Here is a 19,770-nt window from a genome sequence, read left to right on the forward strand (position 1 = left end):
GATCGTCATGACGCGCGCTGATCCACTCAAGGTTTATAAAAGTAAACGCGACTTCACCAAAACGTCAGAGCCCGAAGAGGGTGGGACAGATGACAGTATTGGACACGCTTTTGTTGTGCAGAAACACTGGGCGTCGCGCTTGCATTATGACGTACGTCTCGAATATAACGGCACCATGCGGAGCTGGGCCGTGCCAAAAGGTCCGAGTTATGATCCGAAAGATAAGCGGATGGCAGTTCAGGTTGAAGATCATCCGGTTGCCTACAATGAATTTGAAGGAGAAATTCCCGCCAGGCAATACGGTGCAGGGAAGGTGATCATTTGGGATAAGGGCATTTGGCAGCCACTTAACGATCCAGAAGTCGGATTACGAGAAGGTAATTTAAAATTCTCACTGAAAGGCCATAAATTACATGGCAATTGGGCTTTGATTCGTTTAAAAAATACAAGCGATAACGTGATAACGAATAAAAAGCCATCATGGTTGCTAATCAAGGAAAAAGACGAATTCGCGCAACCGGCTATTGCATATAGCGTCGTCGACGAAATGCCAGATAGCGTCGCCACGTTACAGCTACCGCCAGAAACCGGCAAAACAAAAGCAACGAGAAAAAGGACCGCTAAGTCACAGTCGCAGTCAAAGTCAAAGTCAAAAATAAAAACTAAAATTAGAACGACCAATAAAGTTGAAGATATTTTAGACCCGATAACGGCAGTCAAAGCTTCACCTAAACTCTTAACTAAGAAAGCAGTTGATCCAAAACAAGATGGCGTTCCGGCGGGTGCCATAAAGGCAGCGCTCCCGACAAAATTGATTCCTCAATTAGCGACCTTGGTCGATAGCGCGCCGATCGACTCGACAGAATGGCTTTATGAGATTAAATACGATGGCTATCGTTTATTGTCTCGAGTCGCTGGTAACAAAATCACATTGATGACGCGCAATGGACACGATTGGACGGAGAAATTACCTGCTTTAAGAGATGCGTTGAAGGACGCCAGACTTCCCAATGGCTGGTATGACGGTGAGATAGTAGTGCAAGGAGAAAAAGGAATCCCTGATTTTCAAGCATTACAGGGCGCGTTCGATACACACGAAACCCAGCGTATCGTCTATTTTTTATTCGACCTTCCTTTTTATGACGGTTTCGACCTGAGGCAATCAGCGCTAATAGCAAGGCGAGCGTTGCTGAGGACTTTGGTCGGAAAAATTCAGTCACCGATACTCCGATTCAGCGAAACCTTTGAAGCGAATGGCGCAGACATTGTGGCATCTGCTTGTCGACTTGGAATGGAGGGCATCATTGGGAAAAAGCGGAACGCGCACTATGTGAGCAGACGCTCCAATGATTGGATTAAATTGAAGTGCAGTCATCGACAAGAGTTTGTCATTGGCGGCTATACCGACCCTCGGGGAAGCCGCACAGCGATGGGATCATTGTTACTTGGGGTCCATGACGCAGATGGGAAATTGCGTTACGCGGGCAAAGTGGGCGCAGGCTTCAATGAAAAAACATTACGCTCGCTACTCGTCAAATTAAATGCCATAAAAAGTGAGCAAAATCCCTTCACTGCAACTAGCGACCTCCGACCAGATGGGCATTGGGTGAAACCGCAATTGCTCGCTGAAGTTTCCTTTGCAGAGTGGACTAAAAGCGGGCGAATACGGCATCCTGTTTATCAAGGCTTGCGCAATGATAAACCCGCGCGGGCGATTGTTCGAGAAGTGGCCCGGCAGCCGGATAATCGTGTAGATGGGCACGCGGATTCATTGACTACGCTACCGCCGTCGTTAAAGATTACTAATCCGGAACGTGAGATTGATCCGGATAGTGGGATTACTAAAATTGAATTATTGCGGTTTTATGCGTTGGTGGCACCTTTGATGATGCCGCACCTTAAAGGTCGGCCAGTCTCTTTATTGCGCGCCCCGGATGGCGTTGGAAAACAGGTATTTTTCCAAAAACACCTTGCAATGGCGCATATGACAGGCGTGTCGGAACTGGCCGCTAAGCTTGATCCTGAACACGAACGTTTACTGGAAGTGGTCCGTCCTGAAGGATTATTGTCAGCCGCGCAAATGAACGTTATTGAGTTTCATACCTGGAACGCGGTCAAGACTGCCATTGATAAACCGGATCGCATGACTTTTGATCTCGATCCGGGCGAGGGCGTTAACTGGACAACGGTACAGGAATCAACCTTGCTGATAAAAGCGATGCTGGATCAATTAGGGCTTACCTCATTTGTAAAGACCAGCGGTGGAAAAGGATTTCACATCGTCGTCCCCTTGGCCAAGCACTATGGATGGGAAGTGGTGAAGGCATTCTCGCGGGCAATCGTCGCGCATTTAGTCTCGGCACTTCCAACCCATTTTGTCGTAAAAAGCGGGCCACGCAATCGTGTCGGCAAGATCTTCGTCGATTATTTACGCAATGGCTTTGGGGCGACCACCGTGTGCGCTTGGTCCGCAAGGGCAAGACTCGGACTTGGCGTATCGGTGCCAATACGTTGGGACGAGGTAAATCACGTCACCAGTGGAGCGCATTGGACGGTCCAAACAATTCATACACGGTTAGATCAAGGTAACCGTCCCTGGGACGCATACGCAAAGTCTGCGCAGGGATTGGCGGTTGCCATGAAAAAATTAGGCTTTAAACTGGATGGAAACGATTATGGGGAATAAGGTGGTGAGGCCATTGGACGTGGCGTCGACCATTCTAAAATTTTCCATCCAAATATTAAAGAAAGGCCTTAATGCGTCGCTTACAGAGAAATCGTGCGTGTAGACAATGAATTTTAATCAGATGAAATAGCAGTGTTGCTGAAAAAGAGCATTAAGGATGGATAGCCAAAAAGAGACAGATTCAATTTATACTGTATATGCATACAGTTGTTATGATAAGCTTTGATCTCGGTGTTAAGAATTTTAGGGATAACTTATTATGACAGCCTCTCATTCCATTATTGCAAAACCCGCTTTCTCTGAAGGCGCTAAGACTGGCTTACGCCTAGGTATCGGCGGTCGTGAAATATCGATCTGCCGTGATAATCGTAAGCGTTATTACACGCCCAATCCAATTGTCGAATGGAGGACGGGATTAACGTCGGGATATGTGGAGTTATTGTTTCTTCGCATATGGTTGATTCGTCTGTGCGCAGCGCAGTAAAGGGAAGATGGATGCTTCAGCGCGCTGGATAATTCCACGATCCTTACGGACTGATGCTTTTTACCGATGGGCACCATTCTGAACTTCACCAACATAATTCGCGTAATGGGCTAGCAACAGATTTGTACTATCTGAATTCCAAAAATGGTGAATGTGCTAGAAAATCGCTTTTATTATCTCGATAACTTCCACATCGTTTTGGATTGGGTTTCAGGTCGTTATAGCGATCTCCTGACTTGCGAAGAGGGTGAATTCATTCGCAACTTCCGTTTGTTGCCGCAGGCATCAAGAGCGCTACTAGTCCGATTGGTTATGCGCAAGGGAGACTTATTTCGGTCGAGTAAACTGGCATACAGTGAAATAGGAGCAATAGAAATAGCAATTGCTCCTTTGATAGAACTTGGCTGGATTGATCGCAATCCACTTCTGAAACTGGAAGCAATGTTTGGTTTATTAAAAAAAACCGAAATTGCGCATATTTTCGGTTCCGCGCTTTTGAAAAACGCTGTTATTAAAGCGAAAAAAACGGAGCAATTATTAGCACTCACTACGCTCACTAACGACATACTCGTCACACAGAATTTTTCCAGTTGGTATCCAGAGTCGGAGGAGTGTGTCTATCAAGTTTGTATAAGGGTTATTTGCGACCATATAAAATTGTTATTTTTTGGAAATCTGCATCAAGACTGGACGGAATTCGTTCTGGCTGACCTGGGCGTTTTCAGATATGAGAAAGTTACCTTAACGTCGTTATCCCGAGGGTTTCAGAGCAGAAAAGACGTTGATGACTACCATTTTCTTTTTCAATGTCGTGAGCGATTCCGTCAAGGCGAAGCGCCGGAAGTCGTGCTCAAAGATATACCTACTGATAGTTATGAAAGTATTTTGTCGGAGGGGCGCCGTTCCAAGTTATTGTTCCAAATTGGGCAACATTACGAAAAAAACAAAGAATTTACCGCTGCGTTAGACGTGTACGAACGAGGGAATTATCCAGGATCGCGAATGCGGATAATTCGGATGATGGAACTAACAGGTCAATTTGAATTGGCGCTTGTTCTGGCTGAAGCCGCTCAACGTCAGCCAGAAAGCGAAGCTGAGAAACAACAACTGCAACGTATTTTTCCTCGACTAAATCGCCACCTTGATCGTCCAAAAATGCCGGCGATTGCGAAGGTGTCAGTCCCTCGTATTGACCTATCGCTGCCTAATCTCTTCGACCAAACAACCGTAGAGGAACGGGTCCGGGATCATTTGGAAAAAAATGGCCAAAATGGATCAGCGCCAATTTTGGATGACGCACATCTCACGCATGTATATTATGTAGAAAACGGTCTGATTAATTCGTTGTTTGGCTTGTTATGTTGGAGTGCGGTCTTTGCGCCGATTCCAAATGCTTTTTTTCATCCTTTTCACACCGGCCCGGCTGATTTGTACGGCCCTGAGTTCTACCAACGCCGCGCGGTGCAATTCGGCGAATGTCTGCGGCAGCTTGATAGCGACCAATACATTGTCACCATACGTCAATACTTTAAAGACAAATGGGGAATACAGTCCCCGTTTGTATTCTGGCCTTTAATGACGGAAACCTTGCTGGATCTCGCTCTTTCATGCATACCAGCCCACCATTTGAAGCACTGCTTCGAACGCATTTTGTCGGATATCAAATCTAATCGTGCGGGGTTCCCGGATCTGATCCAATTTTGGCCTGATCAGAAAACATACCGCATGATTGAGGTAAAGGGACCTGGCGATCGCCTGCAAGATAATCAGTTACGTTGGATTAACTATTGCGCCAGCCACGCCATTCCCATTGCTGTGTGTTACGTCCAGTGGGCGGAGTAAAAAAATGCAATACGTCGTTGCCGTCCGAAACTTATGCGAATTCACCGCTAAGCGCGGGGATCTTGATTTACGTTTTACGCCATCCCCGTCCGCGCAAGAAGGTATCGCGGGGCACGCGATTGTCCAGGCTCGCCGGGAAAAGTCATATCAATCTGAGATTAAGCTTCTGGGAGAAGTGAAGAATTTACGTGTCGTTGGACGTGCAGATGGGTACGATCCAATCCACAATCAGCTTGAAGAAATAAAGACCTACCGCGGCGACATACGCCAGATACCCGATAATCACCGTTCTCTGCATTGGGCCCAGATAAAAGTATATGGGTGGTTATTTTGCCAGGAGCGTGGTCTCTCCGAAGTACGACTGGCGGTGGTTTACTTTGATATTGGCAGCCAGCAGGAAACCGTCATATCAGAACTCCATACGGCGCAGACGCTAAAGCATTTTTTTAATGATCAATGTGAACTATTTTTGGAGTGGTCAGAAAAGGAATTGACGCATCGTGCGGAACGCGATCAAGCGTTAGATGCTTTACAGTTTCCTCATGATGCTTTTCGGCCCGGACAACGGGAATTAGCCAAAGATGTTTATCGCGCCACGACGAGTGGGCGATGCCTCATGGTGCAAGCGCCAACTGGTATCGGAAAAACGATCGGCACCATATTTCCGACATTGAAGGCTTGCTCTAAACAGAAGTTGGATAAGATATTTTTCTTGACGGCCAAGACCTCTGGTCGCGCTCTTGCTTTGGATGCTCTGGAGTTGATACAAAATAGGGCATCTACTTTACCGTTACGCGTACTTGAACTGGTTGCTCGGGATAAAGCTTGTGAACATCCAGACAAAGCCTGTCACGGAGATTCTTGTCCACTCGCGAAAGGTTTCTACGATCGCTTACCGATGGCGCGAAAGGACGCAGTGAATATCCATACGATGGATAAAGCATCTATTCGCAAGTTGGCATTGGCGCACCAGATATGTCCTTATTATCTTAGTCAGGATATGGTGCGTTGGAGCGACGTCGTGGTGGGTGACTATAACTACTATTTTGATCTTAATGCCATGCTGTACGGTTTAACTGTCGCCAATCAGTGGCGAGTAACCGTGCTGGTGGACGAAGCACATAATATGGTTGAACGTACGCGTAAAATGTTCACCGCAGAATTAAATCAGAGCGATTGTAAGCGCGCGCTTCGGGAGGCTCCACTGGGCCTCAAAAAGACCTTGGAAAGGTTTCATCGTCAGTGGAATGCATTACACAAAAATCAAACTGCGCCATATCAGGTTTATCCGACTATTTCGCAAAAATTCGTCACGGCTATGCAACAGACCATCAGCATGGTCTCCGAATATCTAAATGAAACTCCTGTCGGCCCTGACTCGGGGTTATTGCGTTTTTATTTTGATTTGCTGCATTTTTCGCACCTGATTACAATGTTTGATTCTCATTCGCTGTTCGATATCTCAAAAGACATTGATATATCGCAGCATAAAGCGAGTCAAAGTGGTGTCACTCTTTGTCTTCGTAATATTATTCCAGCACCTTTTCTCGAGCAACGCTTTGCGGTAGCAAGATCAGTTATTTTATTCTCTGCAACATTAACGCCCTCGTATTTCTATAGCGATACGCTCGGACTGCCAGTTGACACTGCAAGGATTGAGGTTAGGTCGCCGTTTGGCCCAGATCAATTGTCTGTCTATATCTGCGATATCTCCACGCGATACAAAGACAGAGACTCATCATTAGAGCCCATCGTGGTATTGATGGGTGGTGCTTACATAAAGTTGCAGGGGAATTATTTAGCTTTTTTTAGTAGTTTTAATTACCTTCAAAAAGCGGCTGATCTTTTTTCAATCCGACATCCCGACATTCCAATATGGATACAGTCGCGGCGCATGGTGGAATCCGATCGCGAGGATTTTTTGGCGCGCTTCTCTTCTGGAGGTAAGGGAATCGGATTTGCGGTACTTGGAGGAGCCTTCTCGGAAGGTATCGACTTGCCAGGTAACTGTCTTATTGGCGCATTTATCGCTACATTAGGATTACCACCACTCAATCCTGTCAATAATCAAATGATGCAATCTATGAACGCAACTTTCGGGTCTAACGTCGGTTATGACTACACTTATTTATTTCCTGGGATACGCAAAGTCGTTCAGGCCGCTGGCCGTGTGATTCGGACAGAATCTGACCGTGGGACTATTTATTTGATTGACGATCGATTTACACAGCGGAAAGTGGCTAGCCTTTTACCAGATTGGTGGGTGATTAAAAATTAATCATAACTTATGCGCGAAAGAATACTGGTCACCCATGTAGACACATTTTGCGGCTTAATTCGCAAGCCATTAAGCTGCATGGCTTCCTTATGGGATTGTAGGACTTCTGCTAATTACTAACACAATCAATATTGCGGCGGATATTGCCGCGATGGGTGAAGCGCTGAAATTGTTAGTCGGTTTGTCGGCGCACGTTCTTGCTCTTTGCTTCGGATTTCTGTCGTTGCTGCTACAAATATTTGTACCGTTAAGCGGTACGTTCGATTGCTAAAATGGTTCACTCTGACATTGCTGGCTTATGTAGCGACCGCATTCATTGTACATATTCCCCGGACGCATATTGTGGAAATTTATTTCCACAACTCTCTTGGAGGCCAGAATTTATTACGACTGTTGTTGCCATATTCGGTACCACAATCAGTCCCTATCTGTTCTTCTGGCTGAGCTCCAAAGAGGTAGAAAACCAATTGGCTGATTCAAATGCCAAACCACTTAACGACACGCCAGAGCAGCCACGTTCGAATTTTCGTCGCATTAAAATTGACCCGCTTATAGGAATGCGCTTCTCTAATATAGTCGCGTATTTCATTATTCTCACAACAGCGGTAACACTGAATTTACATGGTGTCTCTGACATCCAAACCTCGGCGCAAACAGTGGCGGCGTTGCGACCTATTGCCAGTAAGTTTGTTTTTTGGCTTTTTAGTGCCGGCATTATTGGTATTGAGCTATAGAGAAAAAGCGGTGTAGTGACAATCACAGGCATACAGTCCACCCGTAATACGTTTTATCAATCGCCGCTCCGTCCCCATAAATCTATTCTGAATATATCACTGACAAAGGAGATATTGAACGCTGATTTTAGACACCTTCCCCTGAGAGCTGATCTTTTCGGTCAAGCATTTGATCCCTTAATGAAAGCAGATCAATATGTGACTTTCTGGCTTGTGGAAACATATCTTTCTCCTCTTCTTTAACGTGATGCTCAATCTGTTCGGACAGCACTTTGACTTTGGCATTAAATAGCGCATCTTCAGCAGACATCGACTGAATTTGCGCAATGAGTTCTTTTGCGCTGGCGTGCTCTACCACAGCTTCGTTGACAAGCACTGGCCCTTCTTTTGAAATATGGCGTACGGCAGGGTAAAAAATTTCTTCTTCAATGATGCAATGTTTACTCAGAGCAGAACATATCTCGTTAGCCAAGTTTTTCTTGCCGACGTAGGCGTGCTCTCCTAAGGCTTCGAATTTCTTAAACATTGCTTTAACCGTTTCGTGCTCATGCTCTAGCATCGTGACGGCATCCTTGAAGTGTGGTTTAGTCTCGTTGATATCCATGGCGATCCCTTTGAATAGGAGGTGGAAGGAGAATTGAGAAACAGAATGTACCAATGATGAAATTAAATGTAGAAGGACATATCAAAAAAGTAAAGTACGGTTTCTTTTGCTATCTCAGTAATGACGACTAGCTTGCTATTCGGAAAATGCTGTTTTTACTAATCGTGGTTCCGCAGATACAAACCAGATTCTGGTGTTTTAAAAATAAACAAGACGTATTTTTATTACTTTTCATTGCTGCAAGAATCCGACGCCTAGTTAAGAAATAAATAGGATGGATCGATATCCAGTCAATTATGGCCTAAAAAAGGTTGGGTAATAGTCGATCCTTTTCACCGTTTCCTACAGAAAAATCAGTGTTTCGCCGATATCTCAGGGTTCGTCCCACTATTACTCTTTGAACATGTAATCCGAATTGGATATTTGGAGTTGAGGTGCGATTATGCGGAAGGTTTCCCTATTCCTGTTTGCCTGCGGGCCGCGTTATCTGCACCTCTTCTTTTTAACCAGAATAATTTGAACACTATGACCGCATGGACTTCAATTTGTGATAATTTAAGGAGAGTCAGATGGATGCTCAGCCCAGAATTCCCGGTTTAAATCCGCTTGAAATTGAAAAAAATTACGCTGCGTTTGATGGAAATACTTCTGGTGTATCGTGGGGCGCGATTTTTGCCGGCGCCGCCACCGCCGCAGCTTTATCCCTTATCTTAATTATTCTTGGCGGTGGTTTAGGGCTTTCAGCAGTTTCGCCATGGTCGACCAATAATGTTCCGATGGGTAAGGCGACCATTATTTGGCTCGCCTTTACCCAACTCGCCGCTGCTGGAATTGGCGGTTATATGACTGGTCGCCTTCGTGTAAAGTGGGTAAGCGTGCACACGACTGAAGTGTATTTTCGCGACACTGCGCACGGGCTACTATCGTGGGCAGTGGCAACTTTGCTCACCGCATTCTTTCTGACTGGTGCGGTACGAGCGGTGTCGAGCGGTGCGATTGAGTTAGGTGGGGCGGCCGCTACAGCTATGGGTGCCACAGGGGGAGCAGGCTCCAATTCGATTAGCTATTTTTCGGACATGCTTTTGCGTTCAAGCCAAGCGACTTCCCCTGCTGACAATGGTAACGTAAATGCCGGTTCTAATTCGAATACCAACGCATTAAACGATACCAGTAACAGCGGAACGGTTGCTGTTCCGGGTACTAATGCAGTACGCCAAAATGACAATCCTGCTTTACGCGCTGAAGTTTTAAGAATCTTTGCCAATGACCTGCGCAGTGGCCCTTTGTCATCTGACGATAAACAATACCTATCGCAGCAGGTTGCTCAAGTTACTGGTCTATCAAGGGCAGAAGCAGATAGGCGTGTTGATGATGTATATGCGCGCTTATCAAAAGTCAAATCAGATACCGAAGTTGCGGCAAAAGATACTGCTGACAAGGCACGTAAAATAGCGGCGCAATCAGCATTGTGGATATTTGTCGCATTATTAGTTGGTGCATTTTTCGCAAGTATAACCGCGACGCTTGGAGGAAAACAGCGTGACCGAGTGTTGTAACGCGTTGTAAATTAATCTAACTTTCTTCTATCAACTTGTCTGGCCGCGCAATTAGTTGATCACTACAGGAGAGCATTATGGGCTCAATATTATTATGGCTTATTGGCATTCCAATTCCGATTATCATTTTGATTGCCTTGTTACATTAGTTTTTTGGGTGCTTTGAGCGTCAATACTAAGTGGCAGCATCAATGTGACTTTCCGATTCCGGTTGAAATTGAACTGGCAGGAATTCCACACTGCTAGTGAAGCATGTGTATGGCATCAAAGTATCGATCAAACAAAAAAATTAATAGGTGACCATTGCGTCCTTATTAGTAGAGGAGAGTTAAAGGGATGGTCAGTATCTGAGGTCCTCGCAACTCGTTCGGCGTTTAATCTTGGAAGGACGTATTATGGCAACGGGTACCGTCAAGTGGTTTAATGACTCAAAAGGCTTTGGCTTTATCACCCCCGATGATGGAGGAGAAGATTTATTTGCACATTTCTCTGCCATCCAAATGGGCGGATTCAAAACTCTTAAAGAAGGACAAAAAGTAACGTTTGACGTTACGCAAGGCCCCAAGGGAAAACAAGCCTCTAATATTCAAAATCCTTAACGCGTGATGTGCGTGGGGCTTTACGCCCACATGATTAAAAGGCTCACGTTCGGGACGGAGCGTGAGCCTTATCTGCAACTAAAGAAAGTGTTGTTGAGCGGCGTTATTTGTACTTAATTAATCGTGTTAAAGCGCTTATACCGTGAAACTTTACGTGCATCTTTCTTGTCTTACAGCTGAGAATTTCTTATTTTTACTTGATCGTTTTTTAGTTAATCATCTATGTAAACGTTCATGTTTGACAGAAAAGTAATCCTTCAATCAGCCTGCTTTGAATTTCCGCACAGATATAAAACATTTTAAAAAATCTTGCGGTTGTTAAATCTAATAGATATCACATTCATTCTGACCATTTCAGAATGCAAAAAAATAAAAATCAAGAAGCATCCTAAATTAACATCCGATCAACAAATTTGATAGGGAGTGAGTTATGCCTCGTAGCCCATTGTTTCGAGAAGAAGATAAATCCTTACAATCTCATCCTCCAGTTGAGGGTCCAACATCTCATCAAGTTACTGCTAAGCAAGTAGCTAAAAAGGGAGGCAAACATGATGCTATATGGAATCGTATGAATGCAGCGATGCGTTTATCATGTCAGCCTTCAAAGCCGCCAATAAAGTAATCAATTATGTGCCGCCGGTTGATAGCCTAAAGAAAAATTTCTTTTAACTGGCCAATGAGTTTCGCTCAAAGAATACGCATGGATGAGTGTATTTTATTACTGTTGTTGTTTCATAGAATGAATGAAGCAACAAACTCATAGTTTTCACAAGGTATCGTCTTCTATAAAGTAGATGCCACTTAAATTAGTCAATAACCATTTGAAAAATATGGATGCCATCGTCCGATGCGTAGAATCGCTTATGGCTGAGACGGAATAAAGGCTTCGATCAACGTACCCTGGACATTTTTTCGTCGCGCGATAGTAAAGGTTCCTCCTAATAAGAGAATCCGTTCACGCATTCCCAACAGCCCATGTGATTTTGGCTTTGTTAACGCGTCTTCTGAAATACCGATGCCGTTATCGAGTATTTGTAGCCATAAACCGGTTTGATCCCGCTTGAGCGTAATCTTGACATGGGATGCATTGGCGTATTTTATGACGTTGTTGAGTGACTCTTGCACTATTCGGAATAACGCAATAGCCCAATCCGGATCAATATTTTCGAACTCTTCCGATATGTCCGTTTCATAAGAAAGACCGGCCATGTGAGTAATACTTTCGCAGTGACTTTCTATTGAAGCCGCTAAGCCTAAATTATCCAGCATGCTCGGCCGCAAGTTTTCAATAATTCGACGCTTTACGCTAACGGTTTCTTGTAATGCGTGTTTTGCCCTCAATAGTTTTTTTGCTATGACAGGAGCAGTTTTTTCAAGTTCTGACGTTACGTTCGATAACGTCATGCCGATAACAGTCAGGGTTGACCCCATCTCATCGTGCAGTTCGCGCGCCAGTTGCGCTTTTTCCTCCTCGGATACTTTTAACAGATGCCTGGACAATTTAGATAATTGCTCCGTGCGCGAAAATACAATCGCTTCTAAATTTTCATTGATTAGTTTAAGTTGATTTTCTACGATCCGCTGTCGTGAAAAATTCATTTGGATCATGCGATAGAAAATAACTAAAATGAGTAAACCCAAACAGTTGATCACTGCACCAATCAATAGTGTACGGTTGAACTCAAGGTAAAAACGATTGCGCCTTTTCGTTAACAGCTCTAATTCATCCTTTTCCATTACAACGTCTAAGGCACGAACTTGATCCATTATCTGTTTTCCCTCACCTTTTCGGAAGATGGTAATTACGTCAGTTAATCCTCCCGCTTTAAATAGCGCAGCACCTTCTTCAAATTTCTTAAGCTTGCGATTATACAAATCGCGCAAGCGTGCTAAGTACTGTTGCTGTATTGGATTCCCGTTAATCAACACGCTCAAAGTAGAGAACTCAGGATCTAATTTTTCTTTTGCGAGCTCCCATGGCCCGAGGAAGCCTTGATCCCCAGAAATGAAATAGCCACGTAAGCTACTTTCAGCGTCCAAAATCAATAGATTAATATTTTTTAGATGATCTTGTACCGCCCAACTGCGCTCCATCTGTTGGTTGTTTTGTTTGAGGTTTTGTAAGTTCTGATAATTGGTGATGGCTATCCCTGTAAACATCAAGAGACAAATGACAAACAAAACTAATACATAGCCCGGTAAGGATGAGGAGGTAATTTTCTTCACTTGGCTTGCCTCAGAAAATTTAGTTAATAAAACAACCACAGAATAGCATGGTGGGTGGTTGACGGGGAAGTTAAGTCGGCCGGGTTGACGTGGAGCAAATGTGCTTAAGATATTTTTATTCCAACTGGATTTCTTGGCTTTAAAAATCTCCAAAGATTCTTCATACGCGCCTTGTGGCCCTCTTTGCCATTCAAAAAAGAGTCATCATCAACTGTGTTTGGACATTCAATTGCTGTAAAAACTTGGTTAAACCATGGGAACCATCCGGGTTCGCGGTAATTAATTTTGCTGTTTATTATTGATTGTTATATTTAGAAGTCTTTACAAAAGGGGAGTCATACTGTTGCCAATTTGAGCATGCTTATCTCATTGCGCATGAATAAATATAAAAACAAAAAGCAGTTTATGATCGTGGCTGTTTATTTTTTTAGAAAATGTCCAGAGGCTGAACGAGCCGAGGCTGGACTGAGGATGGCATGAATAACGAATCAAGCATGAAACTGGTACAAGCACCTCCGCTGGGAATCTTATTGGCCACCAGCTTTGCTTTTATCATTGTCCAGTTAGATGTGACTATTGTGAACGTCGCTTTGCCCCAGATTGGTCGAGAATTGGGCGCGAGCGTAACGGATCTTCAATGGGTAGTTGATGCTTACACTTTGGGCTTTGCTGTATTTCTATTGTCAGCAGGCGTAATGGGCGATAAGTTTGGGTCCAAGAGGGTGTTTCTCATTGGATTTGTATTATTTATGATTTCGTCGTTATCTTGTGCACTTGCGCCATCTGCAACTGCGCTAAATATTGCACGCGCAGTACAAGGAATCGGTGCTGCATTGCTGGTGCCAAGTTCGTTAGCTATACTTAATTTTGCCTATGCGCATGATAAAAAACTGCTCGCTAAAGCCATTGGCTGGTGGACTGCGGCGGGAGGTGTTTCGATTGCTGCCGGGCCAGTGATTGGTGGCTTGCTCGTCTCCGGTACAGGTTGGCGGGGTATTTTTTGGGTCAATATTCCAATATGTATTGCTGGATTTATATTGACGCGCAAAATCGTCCCACACATGCCTAGAAAGGATCCCGGACGTTCATTTGATGTTCCGGGCCAATTATTGGCAATCATCGCGCTTACGGCGTTCATTGGTGCGGTCATAGAGGTTCAACCACTTGGCTTATCGCATCATTTTGTGCAGGGTGGGTTAGCTCTGGCCTTTGTTGCCAGCGCTGCATTTTTGATTGTCGAGCGACGTTCGAGCGCACCAATGTTACCGTTGAGATTATTTAGTCAAGTAAGCTTTTCCGGCGCAGTGCTGTTCGGCGTATTGGTGAATTTTTCTTATTATGGCGTGATCTTTATAGTGAGCTTTTATTTGCAGAAGGTGCGTGGCTTTTCCGTCATGGAGGCGGGTTTGACCTTTCTGCCACTTACCGGAACGTTTATTATTTCTAATATCGCTAGCGGCTGGATGTCGGCGCGTACAGGGTTGCGTATGCCAATGATTTTAGGTGGACTAATTGGTGCCACCGGATATGCGATGCTGGGTGCAATAGGTATATCGACCAGTGCCACTTTCTTTGAAATGTTGCCGGGTTTGGCATTAATTCCAGCCGGTATGGGGTTAGCTGTTCCTGCAATGACTACCTCGATTTTGTCGAGCGTTGAGCGTCATCAGGCTGGTACTGCATCTGCGGTACTGAATACAGCGCGGCAAGTCGGTGGCGCGCTCGGTGTCGCTATTTTTGGTGCCCTGATTGCAGTAGGATCCTCGGCTGATATCATTAATAATATACGTGGCGCCATGTTGACTTCGATGATCTTACTGCTAATGGCTGCAGCGTTGGCGTATTGGTGCAAAATTGGCGTGACGCATCACGTGATCGCTCATCAATCCTCCCAACGCTGATGAAGGCATAGAGATGTAGTTTCGAGAAAACGCGGCGTTTATATTGAATATCACTGTTAGTTGATTGTTTCGCTCTTCAAACATCTATTTTTTCACGCAATAACGTGAAAGAAATTGGCGGGCCTCTATTACCGTGAGTAGAATTGATCTGATGAAAATTACTTTTCAGTAATGAACTGTAATGAGATTTTTCTGTCTACAGTGATAAGCCATGTTTTTATCTTTAGTAAGTATCACTCCCACTTAAGATTGGCCTAATCGGAGTCGGTGTTTGGTACGAATCCAATTGCTGCATGCGCATAAGCTTCACAACATAATGGAGTTCAGCATGAAAAGTAAAATAATTTTATCGACCATAATAGTAATATCGTTATCTTCAGGAAGCGTTGCGTTCGCTCAGGATTATGGGAATCGCAATGATAGGAATCACGACGACCGCGGACGAAACGACCAAATGCAACGCGGTGACGATCAAATGCAACGCCGTGACGATCAAAGGCACCGTGGTGATGATCATCGTAATAATAACTTTGATGCACGCAGAGATGAACGTGGAGCTGGTCCTGACCACCAATTCCGCCGCGGAGGTCGCCTTCCGCCTGAATACCGTAATAATCAATATGTAGTGAGCGATTGGCGTGGACATCATTTAAGTGCGCCGCCACGTGGTTACCATTGGGTTCAAACAGGTGGCGACTATGTTCTGGCCGCTATCGGCACGGGTATTATCTTGCAGCTTCTGCTGAACAATTGATACCCATATATTTATACATTAATGCGGCAAATTATGGGCTTTATCCGTATAGATATAAGTGCCAAAATAATGTTTAAAAAGTATTTCTCTGTCCTTCTCTAGGCGCTATAAAGCGATGGACAGAGTAGTCGCCCCCGATAATCAATCCAGCATCGGCGCTAGTCACTTATGACTCAGTCATAGTTTAGAAGGTGACATGAAGCATTGTTTTCCATAATCCTGTCATTAATTAGGTCACGTCAGGGCTACGCGATAATCTTATCTAAAGTAATCGGTAAATTTCGAACGCGTTTCCCCGTCGCGTGATAAGCGGCATTAGCAATGGCTGCGCACACCAGTGATGCCGATTTCGCCAATGCCTCATGCTCCTAAAGAATTAATATGCGGATCGTTTTCATCTACCGCAATGATATTAATACTGCGAACATCCGCGTTGACGGGAACATTATATTCGGCAAGATTCAGATTCATTGCACGATCAAAACGCGCACCAATATTGGCAGCGAGCATGAAACGTTGCTCAGTATTGGGGCGATGAAGGACTGGACCAAACATTTGAGGGCGCTTAAGTGCCAATTTGACGGGTTGGCCTAGTTGACGCGCGACCATTGCCGCTGGCACCACGTGAAACCAGGTTGATCCTTTACCGCCAAATCTACCACCAACATAAGGGCATATGACGCGCACCTTTTCTGGCTATATTCCCAAGCCTTTGGAAACCGTTGTACGTAGACCGGAAACATATTATGTCGCGTCATAGAGCGTTAAATGATCCCCAGTTTCCGATAGTGGTGTGCGGTTCTATCCGGTTAAGATGCGCCATTGACGTAGTGCAAATCGCGTCTACTAATGCGGTGGCACTGCGCTGACCGGCTTCAATATTGCGATACGTATCAATATCTTCGTCCTTGGCTTTTTATGGTGAATATAAAACATTTTTAGTACGAGAAAAATCGACTAAAACGGTTTCTTTTTGGTACGTGAATCGCAGTTACTGTGCCGCCGCGTTAGCGTGCTCTAGGGGCTTGGACTACTATTGGTCCCTTGTTGGTTCACCGCAATCCGTTGCGTCATAGCGGACGTGGCAGCGGTGGCCGTTCAGAGTTGCACTAAAAAAACGAACAAAATAACCGAACAAATAACCGAACAAATAACCCAACATACTGCCGCTGGAGCGTATTTTAGACCTTGTCGGCATCAATCATTTCCATGCTATTAAGAAGATTACCTCTTCTTGAAAAGATTCTGATATCAGCTTGCTGGCCATTCGAAGACCTTCGAGGACGGATGGCCTTTAGCGGGAATCTGAATCGTTTCCGTCACCGTGCTATCTCCTACTTCGGCTTGAATTTGATAAGTGCCGGGGTGCGGAAATTTGACCAACATCATCGGCCCAGGACATGTAATTTTTAATGCCACTTGGCCTCTTTTGTCTTTAATCGCGATATTAATATCGGCCAGATAGCTGCCATCCCGGCGGGCAAAAGTCGACATTAAGTCGTAGTTCTTCGCGATCTGCTTGAGGTATGCAGACTCGTCTGAGCCTACGCCCCCGCAAACATAAGTGAAGCCGTTCTTGTTTCGTTCTTGAACGCTTACATTGGCTAAGGGTGGCTGCATCTCAGGTTGCATACCGTTCTGAATGTCAGACGAAGCGGGCACTTGCGCCAATGCCACCGGAAGCGACGCCAGGTTTGCAATGATGAACATGCGGCCTGATAACTTCATTGATGCACCTAACCAAAAAGTAGACGATGTTTAACTGCGTCTTATCCCAAGCAGCGCGCACGGTATTTTTGTTTTCATACGCGTTGCTTGGTCACGGGATACTACTAAGGCGAAGAGTTTGTGCTGGTAGCATCGCTTGCAGCAGAAGGTGTCGAAGTTGTATCTGGTGCCATCGTAGAAGGAGTGGAAGAGGGCGCAGGTGGAGGCATTGCGGGAGCGGTCGCCGCTGGAGCCTGCATCGGGGTGGTCGGTGATGAGTCTGCAGCTGTTGAATTATCCGCTTTCTTGCAACCACCTAACATTGTGGCAACAATAATCGCCGAAATTAATAAAGGTTTGGTCAACATATACGCTCCATGGAAAGATGGTTTAAGGAATAATGTAGGCTTAGTAATTAATTAAAATCGACATAAAAATGAGATGTAATTCTTATATGCGCCAAGTCATCAGCGTTCCTACAAGCTAGACTTTAATTGTTTTAACGGAATCTTTGTCGAACATTGCTGGTTTTCAATGTGCGTTCAAATCATCATCAGCTGGGTGTGCAATAGGAGTAATAAAAGCGCCTATAACAAGGCAGGTAGCAGTCAGCTTGATTTTCACGATCTCTCCTTATGTTTATAAGTGGATTCCAGAATATTTTCTCAAGGCCGAACTTTAAAATTAACTGTGACAACGAGATTTCTAGACTTATTTGACGGTAAAATGTGATGTTTCTTTTTTCTGCAGAGTATTATTAATAATAATTGCACTTAAATAAGATTATTATTTGATAAGTTTAGATGAAACAATCGAATTTGCAAGGTGTAGTTTTTGAGCGGGAAACGCAAATGCTGAGAAGAAATATCTCGGCATTTGCGTTTAATTCCTAATCAAAAATACTTAAATACCTCAAGACACTTATTGTTACAAAGGCGACCAGGTCGAAAAATTGCAGCAATTTGGGTCATGCCTTATTACTTAATCGCGAATCTCTAAAGCGCGATTAAGACTGAGGGCTGCCAGTGAACATGCAGCACCCGATAACAAGTAGAAGCTTACATAGGCAAGACCGAAATGCGCAGAAAGACCAAGCGCCACCAATGGAGCGAAGCCCGCGCCGACCAGCCAGGAAAGATCCGAGGTCAAGGCAGCACCCGTATAGCGATACTTTGGAAGGAAGTTGGAGGTTACTGCACCTGCAGCCTGGCCATACGACAATCCGAGCAAGCTAAAGCCAACCCAAATGAAAATATTTTGGCCGATTTCTCCGCCGTTCATTAGCGTTGGTATAAATCCACTGAGTACCGCAATCAATATCGCGCAACCGCCCAGAGTCGTACGTCGCCCTAAACGGTCAGCAATCAAACCTGATGCAATCACGCCTACCGCCATCAGTGCCGCACCGATCACCTGAATGACTAGGAAGTCACTAGTCGAACGCAGCGAATATAAACTGATCCATGATAATGGAAACACGGTAACGAGGTGAAACAATGCATAACTGGCAAGTGCCGCGAGCGCACCGATGATCAGATTGCGGCCTTGCGATCGGGTCATCTCAATGGCGTTGGTTGGCTCCAGTTCACGCTCATCCAGCAAACGCGCGTATTCATTGGTGGATACCAATCGCAAGCGTGCAAACAATGCCACCACGTTAATAGCAAATGCCACATAGAACGGATAGCGCCAGCCCCAATCAAGAAAGTCATCAGTTGTCAGGTTGGATAACATGTAGGCGAACAGGCTGCCCGCAATCATAAATCCGACCGGAGCGCCTAATTGTCCAAGCATCGCATACCAACCACGTCGATTTTGTGGAGCGTTAAGTGCCAGCAACGAGGGTAGACCGTCCCACGAACCGCCGACAGCAATCCCTTGACCAATTCGCAAAAATGACAGCAAAACGATCGAGGCAAAACCTAAGTGCTCATACGCAGGTAAAAACGCAATACCGGCAGTTGAGATACCCAGCATGAAAAGCGCAGCCGTGAGTTTGACCTCGCGCCCAAACTTGCGCTGGATCGCCATAAAAGCAATTGTCCCGAACGGTCGCGCAAGAAAAGCAAAAGAGAAAATAACAAAGGCGTATAGTGTCCCCTCCAGTCTAGACTCGAATGGAAAGAATACCGACGGAAACACTAACACAGACGCCATCGCGTAGACAAAAAAATCGAAATATTCGGAGGCGCGGCCGATAACTACGCCGATCGCAATTTCACCTGGCGCGATTTGGGCGTGATCAGATTTGTTGTTTCGAACATTAGAGCGGTTCGAATCTGAATTAAAATCAGCGGGAAGTTCGCTACTATGGATGTGAATGCTGGTCATGATTCGTTCTCAATTTGGGTTTAGGTGTTGAACGGTCCCACCCCTCATATTGCTCGCTAGGGTAGGAC

General features: G+C 45.0%; 15 protein-coding genes and 2 pseudogenes. 10 read left to right on the plus strand and 7 right to left on the minus strand.

The annotated features are described in order from the left end of the window. Positions 1 to 7 precede the first annotated feature (7 nt). The 5 genes from ligD (at position 8) to ACXX82_RS22395 (ending at position 8,024) form a co-directional block, all read left to right on the plus strand. Positions 8 to 2,686 (plus strand): DNA ligase D, encoded by a 2,679-nt coding sequence (gene ligD / locus ACXX82_RS22375; RefSeq protein WP_458563736.1) that lies wholly within the window; start codon positions 8 to 10, stop codon positions 2,684 to 2,686. Positions 2,687 to 2,945: 259 nt separating this feature from the next. Continuing rightward, positions 2,946 to 3,170 carry a hypothetical protein gene (locus ACXX82_RS22380; protein WP_322238537.1) on the plus strand — a complete coding sequence of 75 codons (225 nt, stop codon included), beginning with the start codon at positions 2,946 to 2,948 and terminating at the stop codon, positions 3,168 to 3,170. A 144-nt stretch (positions 3,171 to 3,314) separates the two neighbouring features. Beyond that, on the plus strand, positions 3,315 to 5,012 hold the full coding sequence (locus tag ACXX82_RS22385) for a VRR-NUC domain-containing protein (RefSeq protein ID WP_322238539.1): 1,698 nt from the start codon (positions 3,315 to 3,317) through the stop codon (positions 5,010 to 5,012). Positions 5,013 to 5,016: 4 nt separating this feature from the next. Then, the gene (locus ACXX82_RS22390; RefSeq protein ID WP_458563737.1) at positions 5,017 to 7,290 is read left to right on the plus strand and encodes an ATP-dependent DNA helicase; all 2,274 of its coding nucleotides are present in this window, start codon (positions 5,017 to 5,019) and stop codon (positions 7,288 to 7,290) included. Between the two features lie 272 nt (positions 7,291 to 7,562). After that, positions 7,563 to 8,024, plus strand: coding sequence for a divalent metal cation transporter (locus tag ACXX82_RS22395; RefSeq protein WP_458563738.1), 462 nt, complete (start codon positions 7,563 to 7,565; stop codon positions 8,022 to 8,024). A gap of 127 nt (positions 8,025 to 8,151) precedes the next feature. Here the strand turns inward: ACXX82_RS22395 and ACXX82_RS22400 are convergent, their stop codons facing one another. Next, positions 8,152 to 8,628 (minus strand): hemerythrin domain-containing protein, encoded by a 477-nt coding sequence (locus tag ACXX82_RS22400; RefSeq protein ID WP_322238546.1) that lies wholly within the window; start codon positions 8,626 to 8,628, stop codon positions 8,152 to 8,154. A gap of 569 nt (positions 8,629 to 9,197) precedes the next feature. On the opposite strand from ACXX82_RS22400, the gene ACXX82_RS22405 reads away from it, so the two are divergent. Next, a complete protein-coding gene (locus ACXX82_RS22405; RefSeq protein WP_458563739.1) occupies positions 9,198 to 10,184 on the plus strand; it encodes a hypothetical protein in 987 nt (328 codons plus the stop codon). 395 nt (positions 10,185 to 10,579) lie between these two features. Next, the gene (locus ACXX82_RS22410) at positions 10,580 to 10,783 is read left to right on the plus strand and encodes a cold-shock protein (RefSeq protein ID WP_168057001.1); all 204 of its coding nucleotides are present in this window, start codon (positions 10,580 to 10,582) and stop codon (positions 10,781 to 10,783) included. A gap of 861 nt (positions 10,784 to 11,644) precedes the next feature. On the opposite strand, the gene ACXX82_RS22415 is transcribed toward ACXX82_RS22410, so the two are convergent. After that, positions 11,645 to 13,162, minus strand: a complete 1,518-nt coding sequence (locus ACXX82_RS22415) for a sensor histidine kinase (RefSeq protein ID WP_458563740.1) — start codon at positions 13,160 to 13,162, stop codon at positions 11,645 to 11,647. Between the two features lie 341 nt (positions 13,163 to 13,503). Between ACXX82_RS22415 and ACXX82_RS22420 the strand changes: the two genes are divergently transcribed. Beyond that, the gene (locus tag ACXX82_RS22420; RefSeq protein ID WP_458564044.1) at positions 13,504 to 14,910 is read left to right on the plus strand and encodes an MFS transporter; all 1,407 of its coding nucleotides are present in this window, start codon (positions 13,504 to 13,506) and stop codon (positions 14,908 to 14,910) included. A 376-nt stretch (positions 14,911 to 15,286) separates the two neighbouring features. On the opposite strand, the gene ACXX82_RS22425 is transcribed toward ACXX82_RS22420, so the two are convergent. Beyond that, positions 15,287 to 15,559 carry a hypothetical protein gene (locus tag ACXX82_RS22425; RefSeq protein WP_458564061.1) on the minus strand — a complete coding sequence of 91 codons (273 nt, stop codon included), beginning with the start codon at positions 15,557 to 15,559 and terminating at the stop codon, positions 15,287 to 15,289. On the opposite strand from ACXX82_RS22425, the gene ACXX82_RS22430 reads away from it, so the two are divergent. Further along, entirely contained in the window at positions 15,536 to 15,664 is a 129-nt protein-coding gene (locus ACXX82_RS22430) for an RcnB family protein (protein WP_458564045.1), read from the plus strand. The two genes, ACXX82_RS22425 and ACXX82_RS22430, sit on opposite strands and share 24 nt — an antisense overlap. Positions 15,665 to 15,909: 245 nt before the next feature. Here ACXX82_RS22430 and ACXX82_RS22435 read toward each other — a convergent pair. The 3 genes and pseudogenes from ACXX82_RS22435 to ACXX82_RS22445 form a co-directional block, all read right to left on the minus strand. Then, positions 15,910 to 16,135: pseudogene (locus ACXX82_RS22435) on the minus strand (xanthine dehydrogenase family protein molybdopterin-binding subunit); the annotation flags it as partial. 84 nt (positions 16,136 to 16,219) lie between these two features. Then, positions 16,220 to 16,351 (minus strand): annotated as a pseudogene (locus ACXX82_RS22440) (molybdopterin cofactor-binding domain-containing protein); the annotation flags it as partial. A 564-nt stretch (positions 16,352 to 16,915) separates the two neighbouring features. Continuing rightward, positions 16,916 to 17,392, minus strand: coding sequence for a hypothetical protein (locus tag ACXX82_RS22445; protein ID WP_323507574.1), 477 nt, complete (start codon positions 17,390 to 17,392; stop codon positions 16,916 to 16,918). A 120-nt stretch (positions 17,393 to 17,512) separates the two neighbouring features. On the opposite strand from ACXX82_RS22445, the gene ACXX82_RS22450 reads away from it, so the two are divergent. Beyond that, positions 17,513 to 17,794: a hypothetical protein gene (locus ACXX82_RS22450; protein WP_322238563.1), complete on the plus strand. Its 282-nt coding sequence runs from the start codon at positions 17,513 to 17,515 to the stop codon at positions 17,792 to 17,794. 558 nt (positions 17,795 to 18,352) lie between these two features. On the opposite strand, the gene ACXX82_RS22455 is transcribed toward ACXX82_RS22450, so the two are convergent. After that, positions 18,353 to 19,702: an MFS transporter gene (locus ACXX82_RS22455; protein WP_323507575.1), complete on the minus strand. Its 1,350-nt coding sequence runs from the start codon at positions 19,700 to 19,702 to the stop codon at positions 18,353 to 18,355. Positions 19,703 to 19,770: the final 68 nt, after the last annotated feature.

The sequence above is a fragment of the Glaciimonas sp. GNP009 genome (genome assembly GCF_054343755.1).